This window comes from Paenibacillus sp. FSL R7-0048, from assembly GCF_038004505.1.
Classification (GTDB): Bacteria; Bacillota; Bacilli; order Paenibacillales; family Paenibacillaceae; genus Paenibacillus_AQ; species Paenibacillus_AQ odorifer.
Genome location: NZ_JBBORF010000001.1, coordinates 232459 through 257316, shown reverse-complemented (window position 1 = coordinate 257316; position 24858 = coordinate 232459). Strand labels below are relative to the sequence as shown.

Genomic DNA, 24858 nt, shown 5'->3' with positions numbered 1-24858 from the left:
ATTTACAGTGGTAAAGATGAAAAAATGATTATAATTGTTTTGTATGGTTATTTAAACAAATAAAAAGACACCTCTAAAGGTGTCTTTTTGTATTACTTCCTATGGTACTGGCTATACGCTTATTTCAAAGCTTTCCATACCCAGTTCTCTACTTCTGGCAAATCAATACCCTCTTCACGAATGAATTGGTGATGTTTCTTAACGATAGCATCCATTTCATCTGCGATCGCTTTATAGTCGTTAGCATTAGGCAAGCTCAGAACAGCTTCCTTCGCCAAGTCAAAGCGGTCCATTTGATTCAATACGCGCATATCGAATGGTGTTGTGATATCGCCATTCTCGCGGTATCCGTGTACGTGCAGGTTATGGTTATGGCGATCAAAGAACAAGTCTTTAATCAGACCTTCATATCCATGGAAAGCGAAGATAACTGGTTTATCTTTTGTGAAAAATTGATCAAACTCTTCGTCAGATAAGCCACGCGGATCTAATTTTTGACTTCTCAGTTTCAACAAGTCTACCACGTTGATATATCTAATTTTAAGGTTCGGCAGTTTTTCATGCAGGATAGAGATGGCAGCCAAGCTTTCGATAGTTGGTTCTGTACCTGCAGAAGCAAAGACAACATCAGGCTCTCCACCTTGATCGGTGCTTGCCCAGTCAATAATCTTCAGTCCTTTATCCACCAGCTCTTGTGCTTCATCCGCACTGAACCATTGTGGACGAGGATGTTTGGAAGAAACAATCAAGTTAATTTTTTGACGGTCATTTAAGACGGTGTCAAAGACAGCCAGCAAGGAGTTGGCATCAGCCGGCAAATACTCACGGATAAATTCTGGTTTTTTATCAGCCAAGTGACCTAGCAAACCTGGATCTTGGTGAGTGTAACCATTGTGGTCTTGCTGGAATACAGTTGAAGTTGCTACCACATTCAATGATGGAATATCCGCACGCCAGCTTTGATCTGTTGCTTTACGCAGCCATTTGAAATGCTGAGTAATCATCGAATCCACGACACGCAAGAAAGCTTCATAGCTTGCAAAGAAACCATGGCGACCTGTCAATACGTAACCTTCAAGCAAACCTTCTGCCTGATGTTCAGACAATTGGGAATCGATAACACGGCCATAAGAAGCTAGGAATTCGTCATTCGGCTCAATCACTTGATCCAACCATTGACGTTTCGTCACTTCAAAGACAGGTCCCAGACGATTGGACATTGTTTCATCCGGTCCGAAAATTCTGAAATTGCGGTTCTCTTCGTTCAGAGAGATAACATCTTTCATGTATTTACCCAGAACGGCCATATCTTGTGCTATTACTTCACCTGGTTTGGAATTATCAAGTGCGAACTTACGGAAATTCGGTAAGTTTAGATCTTTAATTTGGTTGCCAGCATTAGTAACTGGGTTCATTCCCATACGTCTGTCGCCAGTTGGCAGAATCTCAGCAAGTTCAGCGTTCAGACGACCATTGTCATCAAATAATTCTTCTGGTCTATAGCTGTTCATCCACTCCAATAACGCTGGAGCATGCTTCATATTTTTTTGATCCACTGGAATCGGCACCTGATGGGCACGGAAAGAGTTCTCATTCGGAACACCATCCCATTGCTTTGGACCCGTCCAGCCCTTAGGAGAACGGAAGACCAACATTGGCCAAACCGGACGCGTCAGGTCATTGTTGTCACGTGCATTCTTTTGAATCGCTTCAATTCTTTCAACGATGGTATCAAGCACCTTAGCCATTTCCGGATGCATTAGATCAGGATTTTCGCCTTCAACGAAGAACGGTTCCCAACCCATACCTTTAAAGTATGCAGTAATTTCTTCTTTGGATTGACGAGACAGAATCGTTGGGTTACTGATTTTGAAACCATTTAAGTGCAAGATCGGCAGAACTGCACCATCAGTAACTGGATTGATGAACCGGTTGGAGAACCATGAAGCCGCTAATGGGCCAGTTTCAGCCTCTCCATCACCAATAACAACCGCGGAGATCAAATCTGGATTATCCAGAATTGCACCTACACCATGGGATAGAGAATAACCTAATTCGCCACCTTCGTGGATCGATCCAGGTGTTTCAGGGGCAGCATGGGAAGCAACTCCACCTGGGAAAGAGAATTGTTTGAACAATTTCTTCAGGCCTGGGATATCTTGTGTGATTTCCGGATAAATTTCAGTATAGCTACCATCGAGATAGGAGTTCGAAACCATAACCTGACCGCCATGACCAGGGCCCTCGATGTAGAACATATTCAAATCATATTTAGTAATGACCCGATTCAAATGGGCATAAATAAAGTTCTGGCCTGGAATAGTTCCCCAGTGTCCAATGGGCTTAATCTTTACGTCTGCTTCTTTCAGCGGTTCTCTTAACAACGGATTATCTTTCAAATACAGTTGACCTACAGAGATGTAGTTAGTTGCGCGCCAGTATGCATCAAGCTTCTCTAAATAAGTTTTTGATGAGTAATCAACATCCATGGATAATACCATTTCTTCCACTCCCCAAAATTTTTTCTGTGTCTACATTGCCGTAATTTCTTCCACAAGTACATCATACCGCCGCGAAAAATTAATTCAACCTTTTCAACAAATGATACGGTCCAATTTTGTGAAAATATGAACATAGTATGAAATACAGTGTCAATTGTCTGTAAAAATACGTCAATATTAATATATATGTAAAAATATGGACTGAAGTTTGCGGGGGTATTTGCTCCTTATCCTTCATCTATTTTGCGCAAAACAAAAAAAATAAGACCGAGAAAAATTCCCCAGTCTTACTTTTAATGAACGGACACAAAGGTATTAAATTTTAAGTATTTATAGTGGAAGCGCATATGGGAGAATTCAAATGGCGTGCCATTATCTAAAAAGAAAATCCCTTCCATAATGCTTACTGGCTCATTTGCCTGCAAATGCAGCAGCTCTTGATCCGTAGCCTCAGAGGGTTCTGCGGATATCGATAAAAAGGATTTGGTTACCGCCAGATTTCGTGAATCCTCCAAATAATTAAAGATAGATCCTTCAATAATGGTCTGATTTAAATTCTGCACGATTTTGATTGGGATATAACCCGTTTCAATCATAAAGGGTTCATCATCAAAAAGACGTAAGCGAATGATTTTGTAAACAAAATCATGAGGGCCTAAAAACAGATCCCGTTGTAGTTCTTCCGTTGGTGGAATGACCTCAAATTTCAAAACTTTAATCTTTGGCTTCTTCCCATTCATTTGAAAATTGTCGGTGACACCTAAATTAGAGCCTTCGTAGTTAAAAATAGATTCATTTTTTATGTATAAAGGATTTATAAATGTCCCTGAGCCACGCTTTTTAAAAATAATGCCGGCATTTGCCATTTTAGTCAGAGCACTTTTAATAGAACTACGACTCACTTGATAAGTTTCACTAAGCGTTCGTTCATCCGGTAATTTCATATCGGGAAACTGCCCAGCAAAAATTTTCATTTTTAAGTCATCAATAATTTGTTTGTAGACAAACTGTGTCATGAAGTACTCCTTTTCAGGTCGATACAAGTTTTATTTCAATCTTTACTATAACATAATAACCAGACGTTTATAATCTATCCGGCCAGCTTATTTACGTCGGCGATTTGTCATGCGATTGTACATCACTAAACCGGCAATGACCATGCCCAGCGTCCCCATACTACTTGCTGATTCAGCCTGCATACCAAACAAAATGCACAGGTTAGTGACCAAGCTTTTTGTAAGTACAGCAACAATAATTAACATCAACGGGCGCCAAATGTTGTATCTTCTCATCCAGGCAACACTCCTAATCCAATTTTCTCAAACTATTGATCGATTTCATCTATTATATCACAAGATAGTAACCGCATTCATTTCCTATAACCGTAAAGAAATCGAAGCCGATCAGCATTTTTTACTTCCCTCTATCTTTTTCTGTATTCTAGCCTAGCGAACGTGACGTCTATGCGTCATATTCGCTTTCAATTCCTCAGCTTCTCCTATCCGTCAATTACGCCTTTATTCGACTTTTGGTCTGGACTTATCCTTTTTCACGGATTATAATAACGAATGCACACCAAAAGACGAACATTAAGGCGGAATTCATGAGAAATTATATGCAAATATTCCTAGGCACTTCATTTTCTAGCCTATCTCCAAAAGAAATTCAAATTTTAAAGGATCATCTCTTCTGTATCAATTCGGATGGGATGATAGAAATGATCGTTGCACCGGAGCACGCCGACTATCAACCCTTGCTTGATGCTTATCAAGGTCAGGACAATTTTCATGTATTAGCCGAGGGCCAGTATTTTTTGCCCGGCTTTATCGATCTGCATGTCCACGCGCCACAATGGGCTCAATCTGGAACTGCATTAGATATCCCGCTCTATGATTGGCTAAATACTTATACCTTCCCACTGGAGTCTAAATTTTCGGACCTGGCTTTTGCAAAAAAAGTCTACGATGACGTGGTTGGTACTTTGCTCGCAAACGGAACCACTACAGCACTTTATTTTGCAACGGTGCATAAAGAGGCCAGTCTATTATTGGCTAAAATATGTGCGGAAAAAGGACAACGTGGACTCGTTGGAAAAGTGGTTATGGACGATCCGCAGGGAAATCCTGAGAATTACCGCGACTCCGACACCCACACCGCACTAGTGGATACGGAAGAATTTATACTAGCTGTACAAGAACTCGCTAAATCTACTAAACAAGGCGTTTATCCAGTAGTGACACCAAGGTTCATTCCAAGCTGCACTAATGAGGCTTTACAAGGCTTGGGAGAACTTGCCGCTAAATATGATACGTATGTGCAATCGCACTGTAGTGAAAGTGATTGGGCGCACGGTTATGTGCAAGAACGATTCCAAAAGAACGATGCTTTTGCCTTGCATGATTTTGGTCTGCTCAGTGATAAATCTGTCATGGCTCATTGTAATTTTTTAGATGAAAATGATGTGAATTTGTTTGCAGAGACAGGAACAGCTATTGCGCATTGTCCGATATCCAATGCGTATTTTGCCAATAGTGTCATTCCGATCGCTGACTTCCATGCCAAAGGCGTTGAGATTGGTTTAGGCTCTGATATTTCCGGAGGTTTTTCACCTAGTCTCTTCGATAACATTAGACAAGCCGTAATGTCTTCAAGAATGCTGGAGGATGGTGTGAATCCCTCACTTTCTGCACAAAACCGCGGAGTACCGGGATCACGAATTACGATCCATGAATCCTTTTATCTTGCTACCGCTGGCGGCGGAGAAAGCTTAAGCTTACCTATCGGCCGGTTACTAGAAGGTTATGCATGGGATGTTCAAATAATCGATACGAAAGTACCCTCGGCGAAATTGCCCGTCTTTGATGAGAATGAAGATTTGCAAGATATTTTTCAAAAGATAATGTATCTGGCTAGACCTGAAAATATCCGTGAAGTCTGGGTACAGGGTGAAAAAGTTCATTCGCGTTAAAGATTAATTAAACTAGAAAACTTAAGGTGGGCATCGGAGTGAAAACACAAGTAAACGTACAAGAGCAAGCACATTTGGAATCACAGCTACTAACTGTCCTACCCGATGAAAAAGTTTCATTTAGTAAATCCGTCATTCTCGGCTTTCAACATGTATTGGCTATGGATGTCTATGTAGTGCCATTCCTTATTGCGATGTTAATCGGCTTACAGCCCAATCAGTCCAGCGCGTTAATCCAATCCACCTTTATTGCCGCAGGACTTGCAACGATTGTGCAAACCTATTTCTGTATGAAGCTGCCTATCGCTCAAGGTCCTTCTTATGTTCCACTGGGTGCGATCGTCAGTATTTATGCAGCTAGTGGTGGCGGGGAGCTCGGTTGGAGCTCCGTGTTAGGTGCCAGCTTAATCGGGGCCATCCTGGTTATTATTTTGGGTTATGCGGGGATTTTTAATAAAATCGTTAAAAACTTTATCCCGCCTATCGTAGGTGGCACAATCATTTTCATTGTAGGTCTATCTTTATTGCCTGTTGCGATCAGAGATAATATCTACGGAGCCTCCGGGGCTTCAATTAATCAAAATGTATTATTAGCCCTTATTTCAGGTGCTACACTGCTTATTTTTGTGGTTCTCGGTACTTTGTTCCGTAATAAAGGATCTGTCTTCCGAATTCTTTCCGTAATGATGGCGTTAGTAGTTGGATGTATTTCGGCTAATATTATGGGCGTTTTAGATTTCTCAGCGATAAGTAGTGCCAAGTGGTTTAGCATGCCGCGAATCGCTTTTGTTGATTTCGGCTTTTCCTTCAATTTTTCAGCTATTATCACCATGGTTATTATTTATATCGTGCTGCTGGCTGAAACAACAGGCACCTGGTTTGCGGTCAGCAATGTAATCAATAAACCTTTGACAGACAAAAATATTAACCGCGGCGTAATTGGAGAAGGAATTGGCTGTCTTATTGCTTCTGTGCTCGGTTCGACTCCTGTTACAGGTTATTCAACTAATGCAGGGATCATCTCCATTACAGGTGTTGCCAGCCGCCGGGTTTTTCTCGCTGTAGGAGGATGGTTTGTCCTCTTTGGTTGTTCCGGTAAACTCGCCGCTTTGATCTCTTCCATTCCATCCGCTGTAATCGGCGGCGTCTTCGCCATCATCTGCGGCATCATCGCAATTAATGGTGTGCAAGTAATGAAAAATGTAACCATCGGCGAAAAAGAAATGTACATTATTGCCTTACCAATGATCATCACCTTGGCTTTGGTACTCATTCCTGGTGACTACTTGAACTCTTTGCCTACATTCGTACAGTATTTATTAGGCTCACCTATCCTAGCTGCTTCATTGGCAGCAATCTTATTGAATAAATTATTACCTAGTGGAAAATAGAACATAAAAAGGAGCAGCCTCTTATTGATCCTTTTTTATCCCCGCGAATAAGCCGAGCTTTGTATGCTACCTTCTGGAATTCCTTAAACAAAAGACACCCATCGAGGTGTCTTTTGTTTAAGGACATGATTATTTTTTACTTGAGTTCATCCATAAAACCGCCTTACCATATGACCTCACAATTTTAATACAAATATCCATATGTCCCTTGATTATATTTAATAAACTAGGATTCCTCCAAAATAACGGAGACTATCAACGCATTGAATTATTCCCTGAAATATATTATGATACGTTTAAACAATTAAACATTATAACGGAGGGAGTTATGAACGAATCTAGTAGTAATCAGAAGGCGATTCATATTTTCGAGAATTTAAGCCCCTATTTCCAAGGCTTGGGGGATCCTATTCGTCAGCAAATCATTGCATTGCTGATCGACAAAGAGAGTATGAATGTGAGCCAAATTGCAGAGCATATCCCCATGTCCCGGCCTACAGTCTCTCATCATCTGAAAATATTACGGCAAGCAGGGCTGCTTAAGGTTCAGAAGAAGGGCACGGAAATGTTCTACAGACTTGAGTTTGACGAAGCGATAGCGCTTATGAAACAACTTGTCCATTTCGTTGAAGAGGAATGCCAGTGCTAATTAATGCCATTAACCTGACTAGCACTTGTCATTCCTATTTTTTTAAGCAATACGTTAAATAACTTAAACATATAAACATTTAAACGGAGGTTGCAGATATGCATAGGAAAAAGGTACTTATTGTAGGAGGATACGGTGCCGTCGGCAGACAAATTGCTCAAATATTACACGATCGACATCCCGATCTCGAGATTATATTGGGAGGAAGGTCACCGCAAAAAGCAGCACCTTTTGAGTCCACACGGGTACAAACAGTCGTAGTTGATAATAATGCGGATGATCCACTGCTTTATGCAGGCGATAATGTATCGCTAATCATCAATTCCGTCAACGATCTGCAGGATCGGCTACTTATGTCTGCAGTTAGAAGAAAAATCCCACTGATCGATCTTACTCGCTGGACAGAGATATTCCAACAATCAATCACAAAGTTAGAAAAAGCAGACCTCTATGCTCCTATCGTGCTTTCTTCGGGATGGATGGCGGGAACTGCTTCGCTGTTCGCCATGCTGCACTCGGCCACGCTTCAAAACGTCGCCGTTGATATTCACGCGTTGTACTCTCTACGTGACAAAGCAGGACCCGACTCCGCGGCGTACATGGATCGTATGACCATTCCATTCCATATTACAGAACGGGGGGGAAAACGTCTTGTATTTCCAATGACTGACCCCATCAAAGTCCAATTTCCAGATGGATATACAGCAAAATGCTATCGGCTTGACACCCCAGATCATGTCACCTTGCCAACAGCTGAGCATATCGACTCCGCCAGCTTCCGCATCTCCTTCGACAGCAAAGCCTCCACCTCCATCCTTGTCGGACTAGTTAACAGCGGAATATGGAAGATGATCAGCGGGGACCGATTCCGTTCACTTAGACGAAGACTGCTCTACAATCCTGGTACTGGCAGCGCACATCATATCCTTATTCATCTAAAGGGCCTGGATCATAATGGGCACTGGGTTGAACGGACAATAGCGATTTCTGACCCGCTTGGTCAGACTCATCTTACCGCTTTGGGAGCTGCTGTCCAAGCAGAAAAGCTATTGCGGATATCAAAGGAAGAACCATGGGTCCCAGGCATTTATTATCCAGAAGATCTACCTGATGAACGGATGGACATCTCTGAAATCACCAACTTTTTTAAACAATATGGGGTTCTTATATCTCACTAATAGCACTTCACATATACCGAGCATTCTGTCTACTACAATTAAGTGCACAGACAGTAAAGAACCCGCTAATATAGCGGGTTCTTTACAATAGAGATGAGACGGAGCTAGGTAAGTTCACAAAAAGATAAAATCTTTGATTCGTGCTAAACCCTGTCCCCTGCCTATTTCCACCCTTAAAGGCGTTTGACTAGACCAGGCTAAAGTCCCTGAATATATTGTTATTATTTATCCTATTCAAGGACTTTTATTAAATGGTGGGGGTGATCATTCTGGCTATCCGTTACAGCATCATAATTCCAACCTATAACCGACTTCAGCAGCTGCTACTTACACTCACTTCATTCGAGACACAGACCTATCCGAAGGATCGGTTCGAGGTGATCGTCGCAGATGACGGTTCTACAGATGGTACTAAGGAAATGGTCGAAAGCTTTCAAACTTCTTATCCGCTTATTTATGTCGCTCAGCAGGAACAACGCGGCCGTTCTGCCGTAAGAAATCTGGGGCTGAGTCAGGCAAAAGGGAAATACGTCATCTTCTGCGATGCTGATTTTCTGGTATTCCCTGAATTCATTAGGATCGTAAACCAGTATCACCGTAAATATCCTAAGTCGATAATTTCAGGTATTCCACACTCATGGGATGACGCTTATACCCACTACTACCCAGACTTTTCTCCTGAAGAAAAAGAACATTGCCGCAATACACTTTTGCCTTCTAACTTATGGAATCCTGACTTCGAATCAGTGACTGAAATTATCCCAATAATCACACCCAATGATATCCTTCAGCAGACGGAGACGTTATCAAAAGTCACCTTTGCCTCAAGAGTTCCTCCAAATACTAAAAAGCAATTTGCCAGCACAGATGTAGCCCCTTGGATGTTACTCGTCACACGTTGTGTGTCCATAAGACGCAGCCAATTAACACGGGCTGGAGGTTTTAATGAACAGTTTATCCTCTATGGACTCGAAGATTGGGATCTTGGGTATCGACTGCATCGATTAAAAATCCCTTTTCACAGCATCAAAGAAGTTGTCGGCGTTCACCAAGAACATCCAACCCACTTCAGAGGAAATCTCATAAATATTGAGAATCTAAAAATCATGTTCAAAAGCTACGGGTTCAATGACTCTTCCCTAAATCTGTTCGCCCTTGTTCCTCCAAACGAAGACCTGGAGAAATACAAACATACTATACGGGTCTTGCGCAGAGGATACCGAACGAAGTCAACACGTTCATCAGCAATATTAATGAGAAGGACGTTACGGATTGCCGCCAAACAGCTCTATGAACCCAATGATACCGCCGTATACCAAGAGTCGTTAAGACGGATAAGTGTAAAAGTAAAGAGGAGAAAAAGCCGGGTTGCCCGTGTTTTGCGAGAGATTTTGGTGAAGGCTGAAAAGCTGGGAGAATAATACCTAAAAATACATTAAACCGGGCATCAAATGATGTCCGGTTTTTACTTATTTTCTCAATTTATTAGGTAGCGGAATATGCCTAATCGACTCAATGGGGTGATAGAGCAGCATCCACGGACCAGAAAAACGCATAACCCCTTTAATTCTTTGGCGATAATCCGGTTTGTAACAATGAACAGGACATTTGGCACAAGCTGTTTTCTCTTCACCAAACTTACAATAGGCTAACCTCTTCAGCGCATACTCGTTTAATTCCTGACATTCCTCACAAAAGCCTTTATGATGATGTTTTTTCTTACAATATATACGAATCATTTTGGTAACAAGCTCTTGTTCTTTTAGAATTTTAGGACCCTCATTTAACTGCCGGTTTACCTTTGTTATCATATATGAACCCCCTTGTAACTTGTACAATAAGATCTCATGTAATTATAAAGGGTAAACCAACTGTGAAACCAGCCTTAACGCTAAACCTCCTTAATTCCCTCACATACCGGGGTTGAAAGCGATTATTTTATAAATCAAATTTATTTAAAAAAACTTGTAACGTTTATAGCTTTTTACGGATATATAACTTGAGGAGGTGAATGGATGCAGGACAACGAGCAATTATACAGGGAATATTCAACCCAAGTATATAAATTCGTATTTAGCTTTTGTCATAATCACTTGCTGGCAGAAGAAATCACCCAAGAAACTTTTTATAGAGCTATAAAATCAATAGATAAATACGATGGGACCTGCAAAGTATACGTTTGGCTTTGTCAAATTGCTAAACATGTGTGGTATCAGGAGCTGGACAAGCAGCGCAAGCGGAAGTCTGAGGAATTAGAAGACGCTCCTTTGGCTAACGCAAATTCAACAGAATCCCAGTTCATTTTTGCTCAGGACAAAATGGATTTATTTAAACAACTTCATTTACTTGATCCAAACACCAAAGAAGTATTATATCTGCGTTTGACCGGAGAATTCAGTTTTCGGGAAATTGGCGAAATTCTTGGCAGAGATGAGACCTGGGCAAGAGTTACCTTTTACCGTGGAAAACAAAAATTAATGAAAGGAAGATCTTCATGAAATGCGAGATCATTCAGGATTTATTACCTTCCTATATTGAAAAGCTAACCTCTGTACATAGTAACGAAGAAATCGAAAAACACCTGCAATCCTGTGAAAGCTGCCTTCAATCCTATAATGAAATGACCGCCACAGCAAATCTAAGTGTGCCTATTATTGATAAAGAGGAAGTTAACAAACTCAATTATTTTAAAAAAGTGAAAAAAAAGAATATAAAAACTCTCATTTTTTCCGTCTTATCGGTACTCATACTGGCTACAGCCCTTATTGGACTTTTTGTTATCGGTTTCCCTGTATCCTCTAAAGATGTAGTCATAGATTATCAGAAAACAAAGGATCGTTTGGAAGTTCATCTAACTTTGGAAAATGGCAAGGACCTCGTGTTCTCAGGAAAAACCAAATTTATCCGCGATGAGAATAATAATGTAATCGGTTCTGAAACTAGGTATACGCCTAGAGGTTTACTTCATAATCCCTTTGATGATGTAGGCAAAAAAGTTATGTTGGGGACGGAGATTCATACCGATCTAGATTTTCCAAACAAGTTTATTCTTGAATTCAAAGATAAAACTATGACGTTTGTTAATGGTGTTTTAGTGGAGTAGACATTGCAGCTAAAATAAAAAAAGACACCTTTTAAGGTGTCTTTCGCTTTACACCCTACTAAAAAAGTTAGCATTTTTGTTCGTTTTTTCGCTAAAATATAGGGTTATCGATTTACTAAAAGTATCTTATAATAAAATTACACATGGATATTTCACCTCTTTGTGAACGCGCGTTTATAGATTGGCCCATTAACCACTTAATAGGAGGAATGGTCATGCAATATGGTTATTTTGATGGAAAAAACAAGGAATACCTCATTACCAAGCCGAATACGCCTGCCCCTTGGGCGAATTACCTCGGCTCGCCGGAATACGGTGCAATCATCTCAGGTAACGCAGGCGGCTATAGCTTTGTAAAGTCTGGCGCAAATGGGCGGCATATCCGCTACCACTTCAACTCTAAGGACGAGCCCGGACGCTATATTTACGTGAGAGATTTGGAGAACGGGGATTATTGGTCCGGCTCTTGGCAGCCAGTGGGTAAAGATCTGGAGCAATATAAGTCGGTATGCCATCATGGAACCGGATACACGAACATTGTCTCGGACTACGATAACATCCATACAGAATCATTATATTATGTACCACTGAACAAAACCTATGAGGTGTGGCGCATGAAGGTGCGCAATGATGGCTCCAAAGCACGCAAGCTGGCTCTCTTCGGATTTGTTGAATTAACCAACAATAACAACTATGAGCAGGATACCGTCAACCTTCAGTACACTCTGTTTATTTCACGGACCTACTATAAAAATAATATGATCCTTCAAGTCATCAATGAAAACACCCCCGAAGAACAAACCTGGAGATTCTTCGGCGCTGCAGGTGCAGAAGTTACCGCTTATGACGGTGACCGGGATACGTTCCTAGGCGATTACCGCAGTTATGGCAATCCGGCCTCTGTTGAGAACGGCCAATGCTCCAATTCATTAAACTACAATACTAACTCCTGCGGGGCCCTGCAGATTAACGTAGATTTACAGCCGGGAGAAGAGAAAGAAATCGTATTTCTACTGGGACAGTATGATGAGAAAGGCGCTTCCGAAATTCTCAGCCATTATAAGGACTTGTCCGTGGTAGATAAAGAACTCGAAGAGTTAAAAGCATTCTGGCACAGCAAACTTAACCGCTTCCAAGTCCAGACACCAAGCGATAACCTGAACAACATGATCAACACTTGGAATGCATATCAATGCTTTATCACTTTCATCTGGTCACGTGCAGCCTCCTTCCAATACTCCGGTCTTCGTAATGGACTCGGATATCGGGATACCGTGCAGGATATTCAAGGCATCATTCATCTGGATCATGAGATGGCCCTTGAACGTCTAAGACTGATGATATCCGCCCAGGTTTCCAACGGCGGTGGACTTCCATTGGTGAAATTTGACCACAACCCTGGACATGAGGGCACACCGGATGATCCAGAATACGTGCGGGAAACCGGTCACCCCCATTATCGGGCTGATGACGCTTTATGGCTGTTCCCCACCGTCATTAAATACTTAAATGAAAGTGGCAACTGGGATTTCACAGATGAAATAATCCCTTATTCGGATAAAGGCGAGGGCACAGTGTACGAGCATTTGCGCCAGGCACTTCAGTTCAGTCTGGATCGTATGGGCGCACACGGCATGCCGGTTGGGCTTCATGCCGACTGGAACGATTGCCTACGGCTTGGAGCCAAGGGTGAGTCGTTGTTCGTCGCATTCCAGCTGTATATGGCATTCAAGGTGTTCATGGAAATTGCACAAAATAAGAACAAGCCTGAAGATATTCAATGGGCCCAGGGCCTGCTTGATGAGCTGGACGATAACATTCAAAAACACGCCTGGGAGAACGATCAATTCGTCCGCGGATTTACCGAAGACAACTATACCATCGGCTCCTGGGAGAATGATGAAGCCAAGATCTGGCTCAATCCGCAAAGCTGGGCCGTATTAAGCGGTGCAGCCCGCCCGGATCAGGCGAAGCTCGCCATGGACAAAGTGTATGAGAATCTGCGGACCGATTACGGCACTATGTTATTCTACCCTCCGTTCCGTGAATACGGTTTGCCAGTAGCGTTGATGGCTCTTTTCAACGCCTCAACTAAGGAAAACGGCGGCATCTTCAGCCAGCCGCAGGGATGGCTCATTCTGGCGGAAACCATGATCGGCAACGGTGGGCGCGCGTTCGAATACTTCCTGAATTGCAGTCCGGCCAGCATGAACGATAAGGCTGAAATCCGTAAACTCGAGCCTTATGTACATGGCCAGTTTGTCGAGTCCAAGGACAGCCCATATCAAGGCCGGGCGCATGTCCACTGGCTGACCGGCACCGCTTCAACCGTGATGGTCTCCTTAGTGGAAGGCATTATGGGGGTTCAACCGCAATTTGATGGCCTTCGCCTCAACCCGTGTGTTCCTTCCGACTGGACAGACTTTTCCATGGTCCGGGAATTCCGTGGGAAGAAGCTGCACATCCAGGTGGAGAACAAGAAGGGTGTACAAAAAGGGGTTACCCATATCGTTATTAACGGTGAAGAAATTCAAGGCAACCTGATCCCGGTGGCCAAAATGGCGCCAGAAAACAACGTGCTCGTTATTATGGGTTAAGGCGTATTTATGAGGAATAGATAGGAGGACGGACCCGATAAGGTGCGTCCTCCTGTTTTTACAATTAGAACGAGGTTTGTACACTTGCCTTCCGGATCTATGACCGCGTTTGAGCTGGATTCAAATGACGAAAAAAAGACTGCCGGGACCTTCCCGACAGCCTGAACTCATTCTCATAATTGGCAAACCAAGTTTCTTCGCCTGTAACAATCCTCTACAACCTCGGGTCGATCTCTTTCTCTTTCGTTACCTCGAATAACAGGTTTGCTGCAATTTGCTTGTAGTCCTCGTTGTCAGACGAGATCTCATCCAGCTTCACTTCTAGCATTTGTCTGCCCAGCCGGTGTTCGATTAAGGACGTCCGAAGCTTAGGAGCGATATTCTTCTGTTTCATCAGCTTGGCATACTTATGTGGAAACTTGTAGTCGTACCCGTAGATGATCGACAGGTAGCCCGGATTGCGGACCTTCATGTATGGGACTACCCCCTGCTGTTCTTGCTCCGGTTTGATTACAATTCCCTCCATATGTTTCTCTACCGTTATCTTTGCGAAATACTCCTCTGCTCTGATGTAGGCATCAGGCTCTTTCAAGTCCAAAACCAGAGATTCATCATCATTTAAGAACCTGTATAATTCGGAGGTTTTACCGTCAGGTACCCGTTCAGCACCATTCTCCAGTACTTCCTTCAGGATTGCAAAAGGTTTGTACGCTAATTCTGCATCACCCGCATACAACTCCAGTTGCTGCTTGTATACTCTGTAAGCTTCCTCACGCTGGTCAAGATCCACATACGATTCTCTTATGTCACGGACATACTTAAAAGTCTGATAAACATGAGACCCATAGTTGTTGTTAAGCGCCTCTTTCGACATATGGTGCTGGTCTTGTTCAAACCCGCTTGCTTCAAAATCCTGTATCAGTTTACCCAGTGACTCCTCAAATCCATATTGTCTTAAGAAATCCAGCTCTGTCTCCAGCGCCTTGCTAATCGGCCGGAACTGACGCTCAATTAACCCATCCCCCAGCGCTTTCCAAGGCAGCAGCTCGCCATCCAGTAAAAGCACACGGATCCCCTGCTCAGCCATATAGGTTCCGAATCTATGCAGCAGTTGTTCGTAGATAGGCGTCAGATCGACCGCCTTAACCTTGTAGCCGTTCCGGCTAATTGCGTAACACTGCTCTATATCCCGGTAAAGGTACACACTACAGCGTGATCCCATATATTTAGGCTGCAGGACGACTTCAGATATACGACGCTCGGCAAAATAATCCAACCCTTTTCGCAGAGACTCAAGCTCACCGGCAGCCATATCCTTATCCGCAGGTGACATCGTCCCGGAGATGAAGTTGACCCGGTTCTGCGAGGAATACTGCAGTCTGCGCACAGACTCGTAATCAAGCTCTAACAAGGATACGGTTTGCTGTTCCCGGAACAGGATAGGTAGCTCTTCGTGCACCGTAGTCACATGCGATTTTTGACTTTTATAGAAAGGTTTAAACGACATGCGAACAGAAGTTAGTTCATTACCCTGCGCACTCCCTGTGTCGAGGTGGAGTTTGTTTTTGATCCGAAAAGTCTGCTTGGCTGCAATATGTCCGAAGAGATGAAAGGGGTGATTACTCACAGCCTCTTGCTTTAGGAAATCAAGCTGTTCCTCAAAGGAAACCTCACGATCCAGCCGAAAGTTACGCTGATGGCGTAGTGAATTCGTATCCAGCTTACCAATGTACTTATTACGGCAAGGAGCATGAGTAACATAAAAAGAAGGACCTTGCATACCTATATAGCGGTAAAAGGGCTGAGATTGCTCCACTAAAGCCGAAAATTTACTAAAAAGCGCGGTATCCTCCTTAAGCACTTGGGTGGAATCAAAGTACGTTCTTAGCAGTTCCGGATCGGTTCCTTGAATCTCACCCTTTACGTACTTGTATACAAAGTTCTCGTGATTGCCCATAACAAATAGGAAATGCTCGCGGTTATCAAATAAGAACTCAATCGTCTCCCGTGTCTTTTTGCCCTTATCAATCCAGTCACCAGCAAGAATGACTCGTGTGTTACTGAGCTTATCTGTTGCACTTAACTTACCTTCGTGCACCCTGTAGCCGTAATTACGTAATAGTCCCTGAAGCTCTTCGACGCACTCATGAACATCCCCAACCACAATATACTCTTGTGCTTGTAGAAGTACCGTAGATGCGTAAGTATCCCAATCCTGTATAATCACCCGGTAGTCCGGGTTAGGTATCCCTTCACCCTCGAGAATAAAATCTTTAGCACGCACTTTATGAATCTTGTTGTAACCTTCCCGTGACAGAACAGGCAGGACTTCTTTTCTCAGCCGGTTTAAATGATTGGAGATCAGCTTCTTCGAGCGCTCCGAGACGTAGTAATCCTCCCGTTTACGGTAATCAAACAGAATAACCTCCAGATTGTAATTATTTTGCCCGGCGATCTCACGGACTTTACTACGGTAATCTTCGGATAGCCCAATGGTATCCATCACCACAAACTCCGCATTAATTGGAAAAGAAGTGACTAGCTTCAATCTCTCAAACAATAATTGAAAGGTATGCGAACTGGCCTCCAGCATAACCTGATCATACTTATCATAGTCGTAGCCCAATATCTCCTGGCGGATACTATCCGAGGATAAGTACTGCACATTCGTACGTAACCCTTTAGAAGCATCCTCTAGTTTTAACTGCGGGATCAGAACTTCTTTAGCAAAAGTTGACTTCCCGCATTCCGTTGCTCCTACAAGCAGAAATATGGTGTGTACACGTGTTTGAATTTCCATTGCCTATTCCTCCTTTCTTCGCACAATAGCGCATTGCGTCGTACGGATCTCGCCAACCCGGTCACCAACCATCAAATATTCAACCTCGACTGCTAAACCTTGAACCGTATCCAAAACCCATTGCCCGAACGCTTCCTGTCCCATTTCCCACTTGTGATCTTCATGCCGGAATCCTTCCAGCTCATAGTAACGATTGAAATCAGCATTCGGTGTCGTCACAATAAGCTGTTGAAAATTCACATTACCGATTATTTGCTGAATAAGCTCTGCCGCTTCACCCTCACTCATGTGCTCTACAACTTCTGTTAGAATCACATCAACCTGCTCCCCATTGTACGACTCCAGAAAATGGTCCAGTGAGCCAAAGGTTGCAATGTTATCAATGTCCTTAGCTTTCGCTTTCCGATTCACAACCTCCAGCAACGCCTCGGCTATATCTACCGCATAATAGGTGCTCTCTATTTTTCCGGCAAACGGAATTGCATAGAAACCTTCTCCGCAGCCGATGTCCAGAATCGGCTTATTGAATGGAAGCACACTCGAAATAAAAGTACGCCGCTGCATCGCAGTACCGCCATACTCCAGCCCAATAGAATACTGGTCTGTTTGTTCGATGGAGGCTTTATATCGCTTGAACCGTTCCTTAGAGGTAAGGAAATTCCTTGCAAATAGACTTCTTATATAAAAAGGTGCATCAATGACGTTAAGGCTGCGGATATATTTATCCAAAATAGCATCCGAAATATCTATGTACTCATCCCCAAATATGGATAAGAACAAGGACAGCACACCAACAACATGTAAGAGGTGATACAAGCTTTTATGTGTGGTAATCGTCAGGGAATAGCTCTTATGTGCCTGATGCTGCAAGGAGAAGGTATATCCCTTTAAATGCTTTTGGAAAAATTCAACATAGTGTATCCGCTCAACCTGAACCATATTGATGAAAAAAGAATGCTCATATCCTTCCGCATCCCGTTCATCCTGGGCTTTGAAGGGTGTAGAGAAAAACTCATTGACCGCATTAAGCGGAAATAGAGGTGTATTAAACCGGGATACATTTAAATACTCAAAGCTCTCGCTTCCATTCTGCTTGTAGGATATATCGTTATCTGCGTCCTTAAAATAAACGTTATAAGTTGCCTCATCAGAATACCATCCATAAGCCAATCCCTGACGAACCGGACGAAGCTGCATACCTGTCACTGGATTTTTTTTAATTAAAAAAGTGAATTTTGGATTCGTAGATTTCAGTTGTACAATAGCCACTACCATCTTCCTCCTATCAATCTTTCTATAGGGCCCGTCCCCATACTTCCTGTAAAGCTTCTCGAAATAGAGCATCCAGCTGATGATCTCTGTTGTTCTCCTTAGCATTCAAGGACGCCGCCACCTTATCCAACACTTGGAACTGTTCTTCAAAATAATCGTTAATCGCGGTTAGCTGCGGCTCGTAGTCTAGTTCCTCACCGGATTTTTTTCGTGCCAGCAATTGCTGAATCACCTGCCACAGCTCTTCATCCTGCGGAATAAGCCGATCTACCAGTACATCGAACTCCATCGGCGGCATCTCTCCATATCGTTGAGTCCATTCACAGGCTAGAACGGGACGAAGTACATAAAAGTACTTTTTGATCTTGACCTGTTCGCCTTGCAAATAATCACGGTAGTTCCCTCTTGCCATGTTTAAGTAATGGTACATACAAGACTTCGGCGAAAATGTGTACGGGGAAATGCTTCTAAGCTTCTCTGCTGTACTGTACTTTTCTGCATATTGAATGGGTGATTGCAGCCACTCCAGCAGCGGTGGATTAGACTTCCGAAATAAATTCAGTGCTTTCCGCAAATCCCAGCCATTGATATCAAGCATATTGTTAATAGGACGCTCGATCACATCCCGCTTATCAAAAATAGATAGATACCATTCCGGTTTATGCAGATAAATAAATCTCACATCATAATCGCTGTCCTGCGATGGGAATCCCCACGCCCGGCTACCTGATTCGCAGGCATACAATATTGTAACTTGCTCCTCCTGTTCAATCTGTTCCAGCTGCTCACGGATAAGCTTGTTTATAGGATCCATCTTCATCCCTCCAGATCGGTTACTTCCCTATTCTCTACCCTTGTTACTATTCGAACGCCTCATCAGAATTGCTTTGGCTTCATGGATCTATCTTCGCTCATCTTCCCTGTAACGAACAGGGCGGAAGTATGGCGGCGGCCAAAAACACTTCCATTTTATTCAACTCTGGTGCTTAATATAATGAGTACTACTATTTCTTATGGATTCGCTACAGGGTGGAGGGATACAAATGGCCCGGGAAAGTTTTGACAAGGAGATTCAATTTCTTCGCATGCTCTCTTTAGCGGGGGGAGCTTACAGCAGACAACAATTCGCCGATCGTCTCGGCATTTCTGTACATACCTATGACAAAACGCTGCGCAACCTGAAGGGCATGGTAACCGTCTTACAACAGGATCTGCCTACAGAACAAGGAACAGAACTCTCTGAGTGGCTCCGCTATAACTACTATGAATCTGCCGACCCGCTGCTCCTGTTCTTGTTCCGGGCGAAGTCGCTTAAGGAAACGGAGAGCATCCGGCTTACACTACTATTAACTGCGCTCCAGACTCAGGAGCTAACGGCTAAAGATCTACAGGATGTGTGCAGTGAGCAAATGCCAACCGATTATCCAATGCCCGATGAGAAAACCATCCGTGGAGATCTGAAATACCTTGAGGAAGTTGGCGTTATTCTTCGTGTAAACGAAGGTCGCCCTTATCGATACAAGGCTGCTAACGATCTGATTGATCAATTATCCGGCGATCAGCTCTTGGATCTTTACGACTATGTTGATGTCATCGCCAACACGCAGACTCCGTCTGTGCAAGGTTATCTGCTGCGCGACACCTTAAAAAAGGTCCTGCGGAAGCGGGGTTATACCCTCGAAGCTACGGAAACCCATAGATACAAATATAATTATCATTCACGTATTCTTGATGAGGCACACCTATATACGATATTTGCAGCCATTCAGCAGCGAAAAAAAATCAAGTTTCTATATCTATCCCCTAAAAAGGGCAAAAACTACGCCTCTCAGAATACCAATCCTCTCTTTGAGCGGGAAACAAGGGGCGTCACAGAAACTGTTCTTCCGCTCCGCGTCATCTATGACCATCAATATGGGCGCTGGTATTTAATCGGACATAATTCACGTATGGGCATCATGAAATTCCGAATGGAGGGCCTTACTCAAATTGAGGAGGGCGACACTGTGGAAGAAGCAGAGTTTGCTCTGAAACTCAGCAATCTGGAAGAACAGATGACAAACAGCTGGGTTATAGATACCACCCGTGCGATTAAAGTGGTAGCAAGATTTTATAACCCCAATCGCTCGGGTGTTAATTTTATTCGGGAGCGGGTTGAAGCGCAGGGACAGTGGGGAGAAATTACGGAAGAGTCCGATTCTACATTCCTTTATGAGATCACAGTGAATGGTATTTATGAAATTAAGCCGTGGTTACGAAGCTTTGGTTCGAGCTGCGAGGTATTAGAACCCCCTTGGCTGCGTAAGCAGTTTATCGCGGAGTGGAAGGAGATTCACAGCTATTATGAATCCATTTGAGAAAATATTTAACTTCCAAATCATTTCACGCCTCGACGAAGTGGGTTCATTAGCGCTGACCTCCCAGGAACGTTCCTGGCTGAAAACCATGTTAATGCACCCGGCCTCAGAAGCAGCTTTTACACTGGATACCTTAAGTAAATTGAACGCCATATTGGAGGCAGAAGCGTCCACAGAAGTGCAGGGAATTATTATGGAGAAAGCTAAAAGCAAAGAGCGGCAGGTCTATCATCCAATGCTTCGTACACTCCGCCGTATAATCATGCAGAATCAAGCGATCCTTATTACTTTCCATATTAAGCATGGAGGCCAACGAACTGACCAAACCGGGTTCCCTCATAAGCTGGAATACAACATGTATAAGCGGGAGTGGTATCTGCAATGGTACAGCACCCGGCAACGTTCTCTTATGTCCACTAAACTAAAAAACATTATTTCTGTTGAAGTAGCTCCCTTCCCTGCCAAACGGATTAATGATTTAAAAGCAAGGATAATACGATTATTAGAGGATCAGAAGGAATGTGCATGTATTCAAGTCATCCCCACCTTTAATGCTGAGCTATCACGAATTCTGTACGCCTTTTCCTGTTTTGATAAATCCGTGTCCTTTGATGAAAATTCGGGTATCTATCGAATCAAAGTCATCTACATGAGAGACGATAGCGAATTCCTATTGTCCAAAATCCGTTTTCTTGGCCTCCGCGTAAAAATCGTCGAGGGTGAGCATCTTAAGCGGCGCATGCTGAAATCCGCAGCTATGGCGATTGACCGGTATGGGGAATAACCGAGAATTAGTATAAGCTGGTCAACTATCCTGAAGTGCTGAAACGTGCTTATATAGTAAAGTAAAGGACACGGTTAAGGTGTCTTTTACTTACTTACAGCAGCTTTCTTAAAAACTCAGAGTTAGTGAGGGGATTAGAAGTGGGAAAGAGAGTTATAGTGAAAATTTCAGAATTGACCAAAAAACATAAGATTTCCCTACGAGAATTATCCAGAATATCCGATGTCCGACATGCCGCATTAAGTGAGTTAGCTAATGGAAAAAGGGAGAATATTAACTTTAGTCATATAGGCAAAATTGCAGAAGCTTTAAATATTGAGGATATTCGTGAGATTATTGATTTGGTTGATGATAAAGATTAATCAAATCAACACAAAATTAATAGTTTTTGAATCGACAATAACTCAAGTAATAAGATCATAAGAAAAAGCAAAGAAAAGCGCCCCCTACAGGTCGCTTTTCTGCTTTTCTGATACTCCATATTAAAGTAGAGGCAGCCATTCCCCTATTCCAGCTTCATATAGTATAGATTCGCCGTACTATCTTTTGTAATGGTATGTGCACCTGCGGCTAGAGAGACAGTGGCAATGCCATTGATTATAGGATAACTTGTTCCATCCACTTTGATTTTCGTTCCCTCTGTGTTGAACACTAGGGTTAGCGTTGAAGCTTTAGCAGCAGTGAATTGAATGCTGGTTGCACTCTCGATTTTCAGACATTGGGTTAGGGTTAAACCCTGATAGGCCACAGTTCCCTTACTTGTTGAGAGATTGCCTTGGATATTGAAGAAGCTGCTTGTTGTTCCATCCGTAGTAAAGTTGTGAACGGTTGCTCCCGCTGTCGGCACTGGCGTTGTTGTCGGTGCTGGAGTCGCTGTCGGAGCTGGGGTCGCTGTTGGCACAGGAGTTACTGTTGGCGTAGGTGTTACTGATGGAGTCGGAGTCGGGTTCGTTGGGTTTGAATTCCCCCCTACAGAGACAAGTCCCGTTGTGTAGCTTCTGATTGCAGACATCAGCGCTGTATTCAACGCATACGAAACGTCATCCACTGAATCATTAAATTCCCATGTGAAGTCTCCGCCATTCAGACGTCCGGCTTTTGCCATAACAATCTGTTCAACATTGCTTACGTTATCAATATTAGATACGTTCACTCCTGTATTTACGCTCGTGTCGAAGTTGTTATAGGCTGTTCCGCCTTTTAATGCTTTGTATGAGCTTGGGACGGTTTCATTTCTTGACGAAGCTAAGTAAGCATCAAATGAGGTAACATTAGCAGGAGCTGTCCCTGTGTTTGAATTCGCATAGATGAGACTTGAAGCCTCTACAATAAGATTGTTATAGGCTTTAATCACACCTCCATTTTCGCCTGAGAATGTGCCCTCCCCTAAAGCATCTGTACCTTGTAAGGAGATCATCATTGGAAACTTAGCATGTCTAAAATAATTAGATTCTACAAAAGCTGAAGCACCTGTAGTAACACCCACACCGTATTTGGAGATACCATCGAAAAAGTTGTTATAGATATGGACGGATGCCACTCTAATCCGCGGATGACGGGAGTCCGAATGGTCAAACCAGTTGTGGTGGAAGGTAACAAAAAATTCAGCCGGCTCACTCAAACCAACTAGCGAAGATTTTCCGGAATCCCAGTAATGGTTGTAAGAGATTGTAATATAGTTGGATCCATTTTTAAGGTCTGTGGAACCGTCGCCCTTGGCTTGGTCTGCATCGCCTCCAGCAGCTCCATAAAAAATATCATTATTATGCACCCAGACATTCATATTGCCAGAATCCATTGAAATGCCATCGTCGGGGAATAACATTACACCCAGGTTTCTTACTTCCACATTACCTACATATCTTAGAAGCATTCCCCAACCGTATGCGTAAGCATCATTTCCGATACCTTCAATAGTAATATTCATTTCCGAATAATTGTTTTTACCTTTGACTTCAAGATACCCACTGCTGTTAAGCTGTCCACTCAGATCAGCAGCTGTAACTTTTCCGATAATTCGGATCGCAAGTGGAGTGGTATCATAGCCTTTTTGTCTCAGTGCCAAAATACCGCCCAGGCCAACCCCTGTTTGTACAGCGCCGGAGCTGTTGATTTTTACACCAAGCGTTACGGTTTGCGCATTCTGAGATGTTATATACAGCACTTGAGCACCATTCTTGAGGGTTCCATTCTCATTATAAGCCCCTGATCCTGTACCATATTGCGAACTAGTCGAAAAAGCAAACCCAGAACGGTCATATGACGTTACGGATAGCGGATTTGAAACCGCACTTACCGTCCCACCCCCTGACAACGTAGCTTCAACTTTCATCACATAATTTCCGGCTGCAAGCCCTACAGCATCCGCTCTCCAGTAGGAAGGATATTTGCGGATTAACTCATTATTAATTTGTTGATACCCAGAATCCGCTGCACTTGCCAATTTAACATAAACGTTATACCCTGTCGCATTGCTTACAGGTGACCATTCCACATATGCCGTTTCATTCCAGCCTCCACTGCCTGTTACCGCAAGACCAGCAGCATGCACCACCGTATTTGTCCATCCACCTACTATTAAAGAAAGAGCAAGAGAAAACAACACAACAATACTGGTTACCTTTGCAACTCTTTTTTTCATTTTATTTCCTCCCGATTTTAAATTTGTTGCAGATATCCTTGTAACCGCTTGCAAAAAAATGAAGTTTCTCTTTTCACCTCCTAAATATTTAGAAAGAGATCCTACATCTAGCCCCTGTATCCCTTCGAAAATAATACAAATTCTGAAACCAGAACACGTTCAACATATCAAAACTAAAAAAGGTTCCGAAACAATCATTTACTCATATCTCCCCTATCTAACCGTGTTCTGAGCTAATGATTATAGGACAGCGAATGGATTGTGATCATACAACACGAATAGCCACACAGTAGCCAGCACATAATAAAATTCACAACCATTAGGTAAACAAGGAGGAATTTTCAATTGAGCGCAAATAAACCAGACAAGAATCTGCTCAACACTGTAAAAGATTTGGAAGCCACGCCCGTAAACAGCCTGGAAGCCCAACAGCAGCAACAAGCCCGTAATGATCGCCGCAAGCAATCCCAGCATGACAGCGACGGCAAATTCACGGAAAATGAAACCGGGAACTTTCATTAAAGTCGGGGATAATGTTGGCATCTTTTTTTCAAGCTGCAATAACGTAAAAAGACACCCTTCAAGGTGTCTTTTCTTTTACTACCTATGGAGCCGTA

20 protein-coding genes are annotated in these 24858 nt (G+C 43.0%); 12 read left to right on the top strand and 8 right to left on the bottom strand.

Annotated elements, in window-relative coordinates:
- Positions 1-119: 119 nt before the first annotated feature.
- The 3 genes from NSQ91_RS01180 to NSQ91_RS01170 all read right to left on the bottom strand — a co-directional run bounded on the left by NSQ91_RS01180 (position 120) and on the right by NSQ91_RS01170 (position 3793).
- Positions 120-2501, bottom strand: a complete 2382-nt coding sequence (locus NSQ91_RS01180; RefSeq protein WP_175618986.1) for a phosphoketolase family protein — start codon at positions 2499-2501, stop codon at positions 120-122.
- Between the two features lie 293 nt (positions 2502-2794).
- Positions 2795-3517, bottom strand: a complete 723-nt coding sequence (locus NSQ91_RS01175) for a GntR family transcriptional regulator (protein ID WP_076126926.1) — start codon at positions 3515-3517, stop codon at positions 2795-2797.
- Positions 3518-3604: 87 nt separating this feature from the next.
- Complete coding sequence (locus NSQ91_RS01170) at positions 3605-3793, bottom strand: hypothetical protein (RefSeq protein ID WP_036687195.1); 189 nt, start codon at positions 3791-3793, stop codon at positions 3605-3607.
- Between the two features lie 311 nt (positions 3794-4104).
- Here NSQ91_RS01170 and guaD point away from each other — a divergent pair, with 311 nt between their 5' ends.
- The 5 genes from guaD to NSQ91_RS01145 all read left to right on the top strand — a co-directional run bounded on the left by guaD (position 4105) and on the right by NSQ91_RS01145 (position 10108).
- The gene (gene guaD, locus NSQ91_RS01165) at positions 4105-5469 is read left to right on the top strand and encodes a guanine deaminase (RefSeq protein WP_076279934.1); all 1365 of its coding nucleotides are present in this window, start codon (positions 4105-4107) and stop codon (positions 5467-5469) included.
- A 38-nt stretch (positions 5470-5507) separates the two neighbouring features.
- On the top strand, positions 5508-6860 hold the full coding sequence (locus NSQ91_RS01160; RefSeq protein WP_076126923.1) for a uracil-xanthine permease family protein: 1353 nt from the start codon (positions 5508-5510) through the stop codon (positions 6858-6860).
- Between the two features lie 328 nt (positions 6861-7188).
- Positions 7189-7509 (top strand): ArsR/SmtB family transcription factor, encoded by a 321-nt coding sequence (locus NSQ91_RS01155; protein WP_076279933.1) that lies wholly within the window; start codon positions 7189-7191, stop codon positions 7507-7509.
- A 98-nt stretch (positions 7510-7607) separates the two neighbouring features.
- Entirely contained in the window at positions 7608-8687 is a 1080-nt protein-coding gene (locus tag NSQ91_RS01150) for a saccharopine dehydrogenase (RefSeq protein ID WP_076282637.1), read from the top strand.
- Positions 8688-8956: 269 nt separating this feature from the next.
- Entirely contained in the window at positions 8957-10108 is a 1152-nt protein-coding gene (locus NSQ91_RS01145; protein ID WP_076305141.1) for a glycosyltransferase, read from the top strand.
- Between the two features lie 48 nt (positions 10109-10156).
- Here NSQ91_RS01145 and NSQ91_RS01140 read toward each other — a convergent pair whose 3' ends face one another.
- On the bottom strand, positions 10157-10498 hold the full coding sequence (locus NSQ91_RS01140) for a nitrous oxide-stimulated promoter family protein (RefSeq protein ID WP_076126918.1): 342 nt from the start codon (positions 10496-10498) through the stop codon (positions 10157-10159).
- 204 nt (positions 10499-10702) lie between these two features.
- Here NSQ91_RS01140 and NSQ91_RS01135 point away from each other — a divergent pair, with 204 nt between their 5' ends.
- The 3 genes from NSQ91_RS01135 to NSQ91_RS01125 all read left to right on the top strand — a co-directional run bounded on the left by NSQ91_RS01135 (position 10703) and on the right by NSQ91_RS01125 (position 14387).
- Positions 10703-11185, top strand: coding sequence for an RNA polymerase sigma factor (locus NSQ91_RS01135; RefSeq protein ID WP_036687188.1), 483 nt, complete (start codon positions 10703-10705; stop codon positions 11183-11185).
- Positions 11182-11790, top strand: coding sequence for a zf-HC2 domain-containing protein (locus NSQ91_RS01130; RefSeq protein ID WP_076126916.1), 609 nt, complete (start codon positions 11182-11184; stop codon positions 11788-11790). Before NSQ91_RS01135 ends, NSQ91_RS01130 begins: the two co-directional genes overlap by 4 nt.
- 215 nt (positions 11791-12005) lie before the next feature.
- Positions 12006-14387, top strand: coding sequence for a GH36-type glycosyl hydrolase domain-containing protein (locus NSQ91_RS01125; protein ID WP_076305134.1), 2382 nt, complete (start codon positions 12006-12008; stop codon positions 14385-14387).
- A 214-nt stretch (positions 14388-14601) separates the two neighbouring features.
- On the opposite strand, the gene NSQ91_RS01120 is transcribed toward NSQ91_RS01125, so the two are convergent.
- The 3 genes from NSQ91_RS01120 to NSQ91_RS01110 are packed head-to-tail and all read right to left on the bottom strand — an operon-like array spanning position 14602 to position 19273.
- Positions 14602-17187 (bottom strand): metallophosphoesterase, encoded by a 2586-nt coding sequence (locus NSQ91_RS01120; RefSeq protein ID WP_076282635.1) that lies wholly within the window; start codon positions 17185-17187, stop codon positions 14602-14604.
- A gap of 3 nt (positions 17188-17190) precedes the next feature.
- Entirely contained in the window at positions 17191-18456 is a 1266-nt protein-coding gene (locus NSQ91_RS01115) for a class I SAM-dependent methyltransferase (RefSeq protein ID WP_076305135.1), read from the bottom strand.
- 25 nt (positions 18457-18481) lie between these two features.
- Entirely contained in the window at positions 18482-19273 is a 792-nt protein-coding gene (locus tag NSQ91_RS01110; protein ID WP_340916163.1) for a nucleotidyltransferase domain-containing protein, read from the bottom strand.
- Positions 19274-19502: 229 nt separating this feature from the next.
- Between NSQ91_RS01110 and NSQ91_RS01105 the strand changes: the two genes are divergently transcribed.
- From NSQ91_RS01105 to NSQ91_RS01095, 3 genes are all read left to right on the top strand, one after another.
- Positions 19503-20816, top strand: a complete 1314-nt coding sequence (locus NSQ91_RS01105; RefSeq protein WP_076305137.1) for a helix-turn-helix transcriptional regulator — start codon at positions 19503-19505, stop codon at positions 20814-20816.
- Positions 20803-21600 (top strand): WYL domain-containing protein, encoded by a 798-nt coding sequence (locus tag NSQ91_RS01100; RefSeq protein ID WP_076303214.1) that lies wholly within the window; start codon positions 20803-20805, stop codon positions 21598-21600. The genes NSQ91_RS01105 and NSQ91_RS01100 overlap by 14 nt, the downstream gene beginning before the upstream one ends.
- 140 nt (positions 21601-21740) lie before the next feature.
- Positions 21741-21962, top strand: a complete 222-nt coding sequence (locus NSQ91_RS01095) for a helix-turn-helix domain-containing protein (protein WP_076126905.1) — start codon at positions 21741-21743, stop codon at positions 21960-21962.
- A gap of 143 nt (positions 21963-22105) precedes the next feature.
- Here the strand turns inward: NSQ91_RS01095 and NSQ91_RS01090 are convergent, their stop codons facing one another.
- Positions 22106-24241, bottom strand: a complete 2136-nt coding sequence (locus tag NSQ91_RS01090; protein ID WP_076305138.1) for a pectate lyase family protein — start codon at positions 24239-24241, stop codon at positions 22106-22108.
- 345 nt (positions 24242-24586) lie between these two features.
- Here NSQ91_RS01090 and NSQ91_RS01085 point away from each other — a divergent pair, with 345 nt between their 5' ends.
- On the top strand, positions 24587-24763 hold the full coding sequence (locus NSQ91_RS01085; protein WP_175618987.1) for a hypothetical protein: 177 nt from the start codon (positions 24587-24589) through the stop codon (positions 24761-24763).
- Positions 24764-24858: the final 95 nt, after the last annotated feature.

Bases quoted from the DNA above. Each gene is read 5' to 3' on its own strand.
- NSQ91_RS01090 (WP_076305138.1), bottom strand. From the start codon at position 24,241: ATGAAAAAAAGAGTTGCAAAGGTAACCAGTATTGTTGTGTTGTTTTCT.
- NSQ91_RS01155 (WP_076279933.1), top strand. From the start codon at position 7,189: ATGAACGAATCTAGTAGTAATCAGAAGGCGATTCATATTTTCGAGAAT.
- NSQ91_RS01150 (WP_076282637.1), top strand. From the start codon at position 7,608: ATGCATAGGAAAAAGGTACTTATTGTAGGAGGATACGGTGCCGTCGGC.
- NSQ91_RS01110 (WP_340916163.1), bottom strand. From the start codon at position 19,273: ATGGATCCTATAAACAAGCTTATCCGTGAGCAGCTGGAACAGATTGAA.
- NSQ91_RS01135 (WP_036687188.1), top strand. From the start codon at position 10,703: ATGCAGGACAACGAGCAATTATACAGGGAATATTCAACCCAAGTATAT.
- NSQ91_RS01175 (WP_076126926.1), bottom strand. From the start codon at position 3,517: ATGACACAGTTTGTCTACAAACAAATTATTGATGACTTAAAAATGAAA.
- NSQ91_RS01140 (WP_076126918.1), bottom strand. From the start codon at position 10,498: ATGATAACAAAGGTAAACCGGCAGTTAAATGAGGGTCCTAAAATTCTA.
- guaD (WP_076279934.1), top strand. From the start codon at position 4,105: ATGAGAAATTATATGCAAATATTCCTAGGCACTTCATTTTCTAGCCTA.
- NSQ91_RS01125 (WP_076305134.1), top strand. From the start codon at position 12,006: ATGCAATATGGTTATTTTGATGGAAAAAACAAGGAATACCTCATTACC.
- NSQ91_RS01130 (WP_076126916.1), top strand. From the start codon at position 11,182: ATGAAATGCGAGATCATTCAGGATTTATTACCTTCCTATATTGAAAAG.
- NSQ91_RS01170 (WP_036687195.1), bottom strand. From the start codon at position 3,793: ATGAGAAGATACAACATTTGGCGCCCGTTGATGTTAATTATTGTTGCT.
- NSQ91_RS01180 (WP_175618986.1), bottom strand. From the start codon at position 2,501: ATGGTATTATCCATGGATGTTGATTACTCATCAAAAACTTATTTAGAG.
- NSQ91_RS01105 (WP_076305137.1), top strand. From the start codon at position 19,503: ATGGCCCGGGAAAGTTTTGACAAGGAGATTCAATTTCTTCGCATGCTC.
- NSQ91_RS01100 (WP_076303214.1), top strand. From the start codon at position 20,803: ATGAATCCATTTGAGAAAATATTTAACTTCCAAATCATTTCACGCCTC.
- NSQ91_RS01120 (WP_076282635.1), bottom strand. From the start codon at position 17,187: ATGGAAATTCAAACACGTGTACACACCATATTTCTGCTTGTAGGAGCA.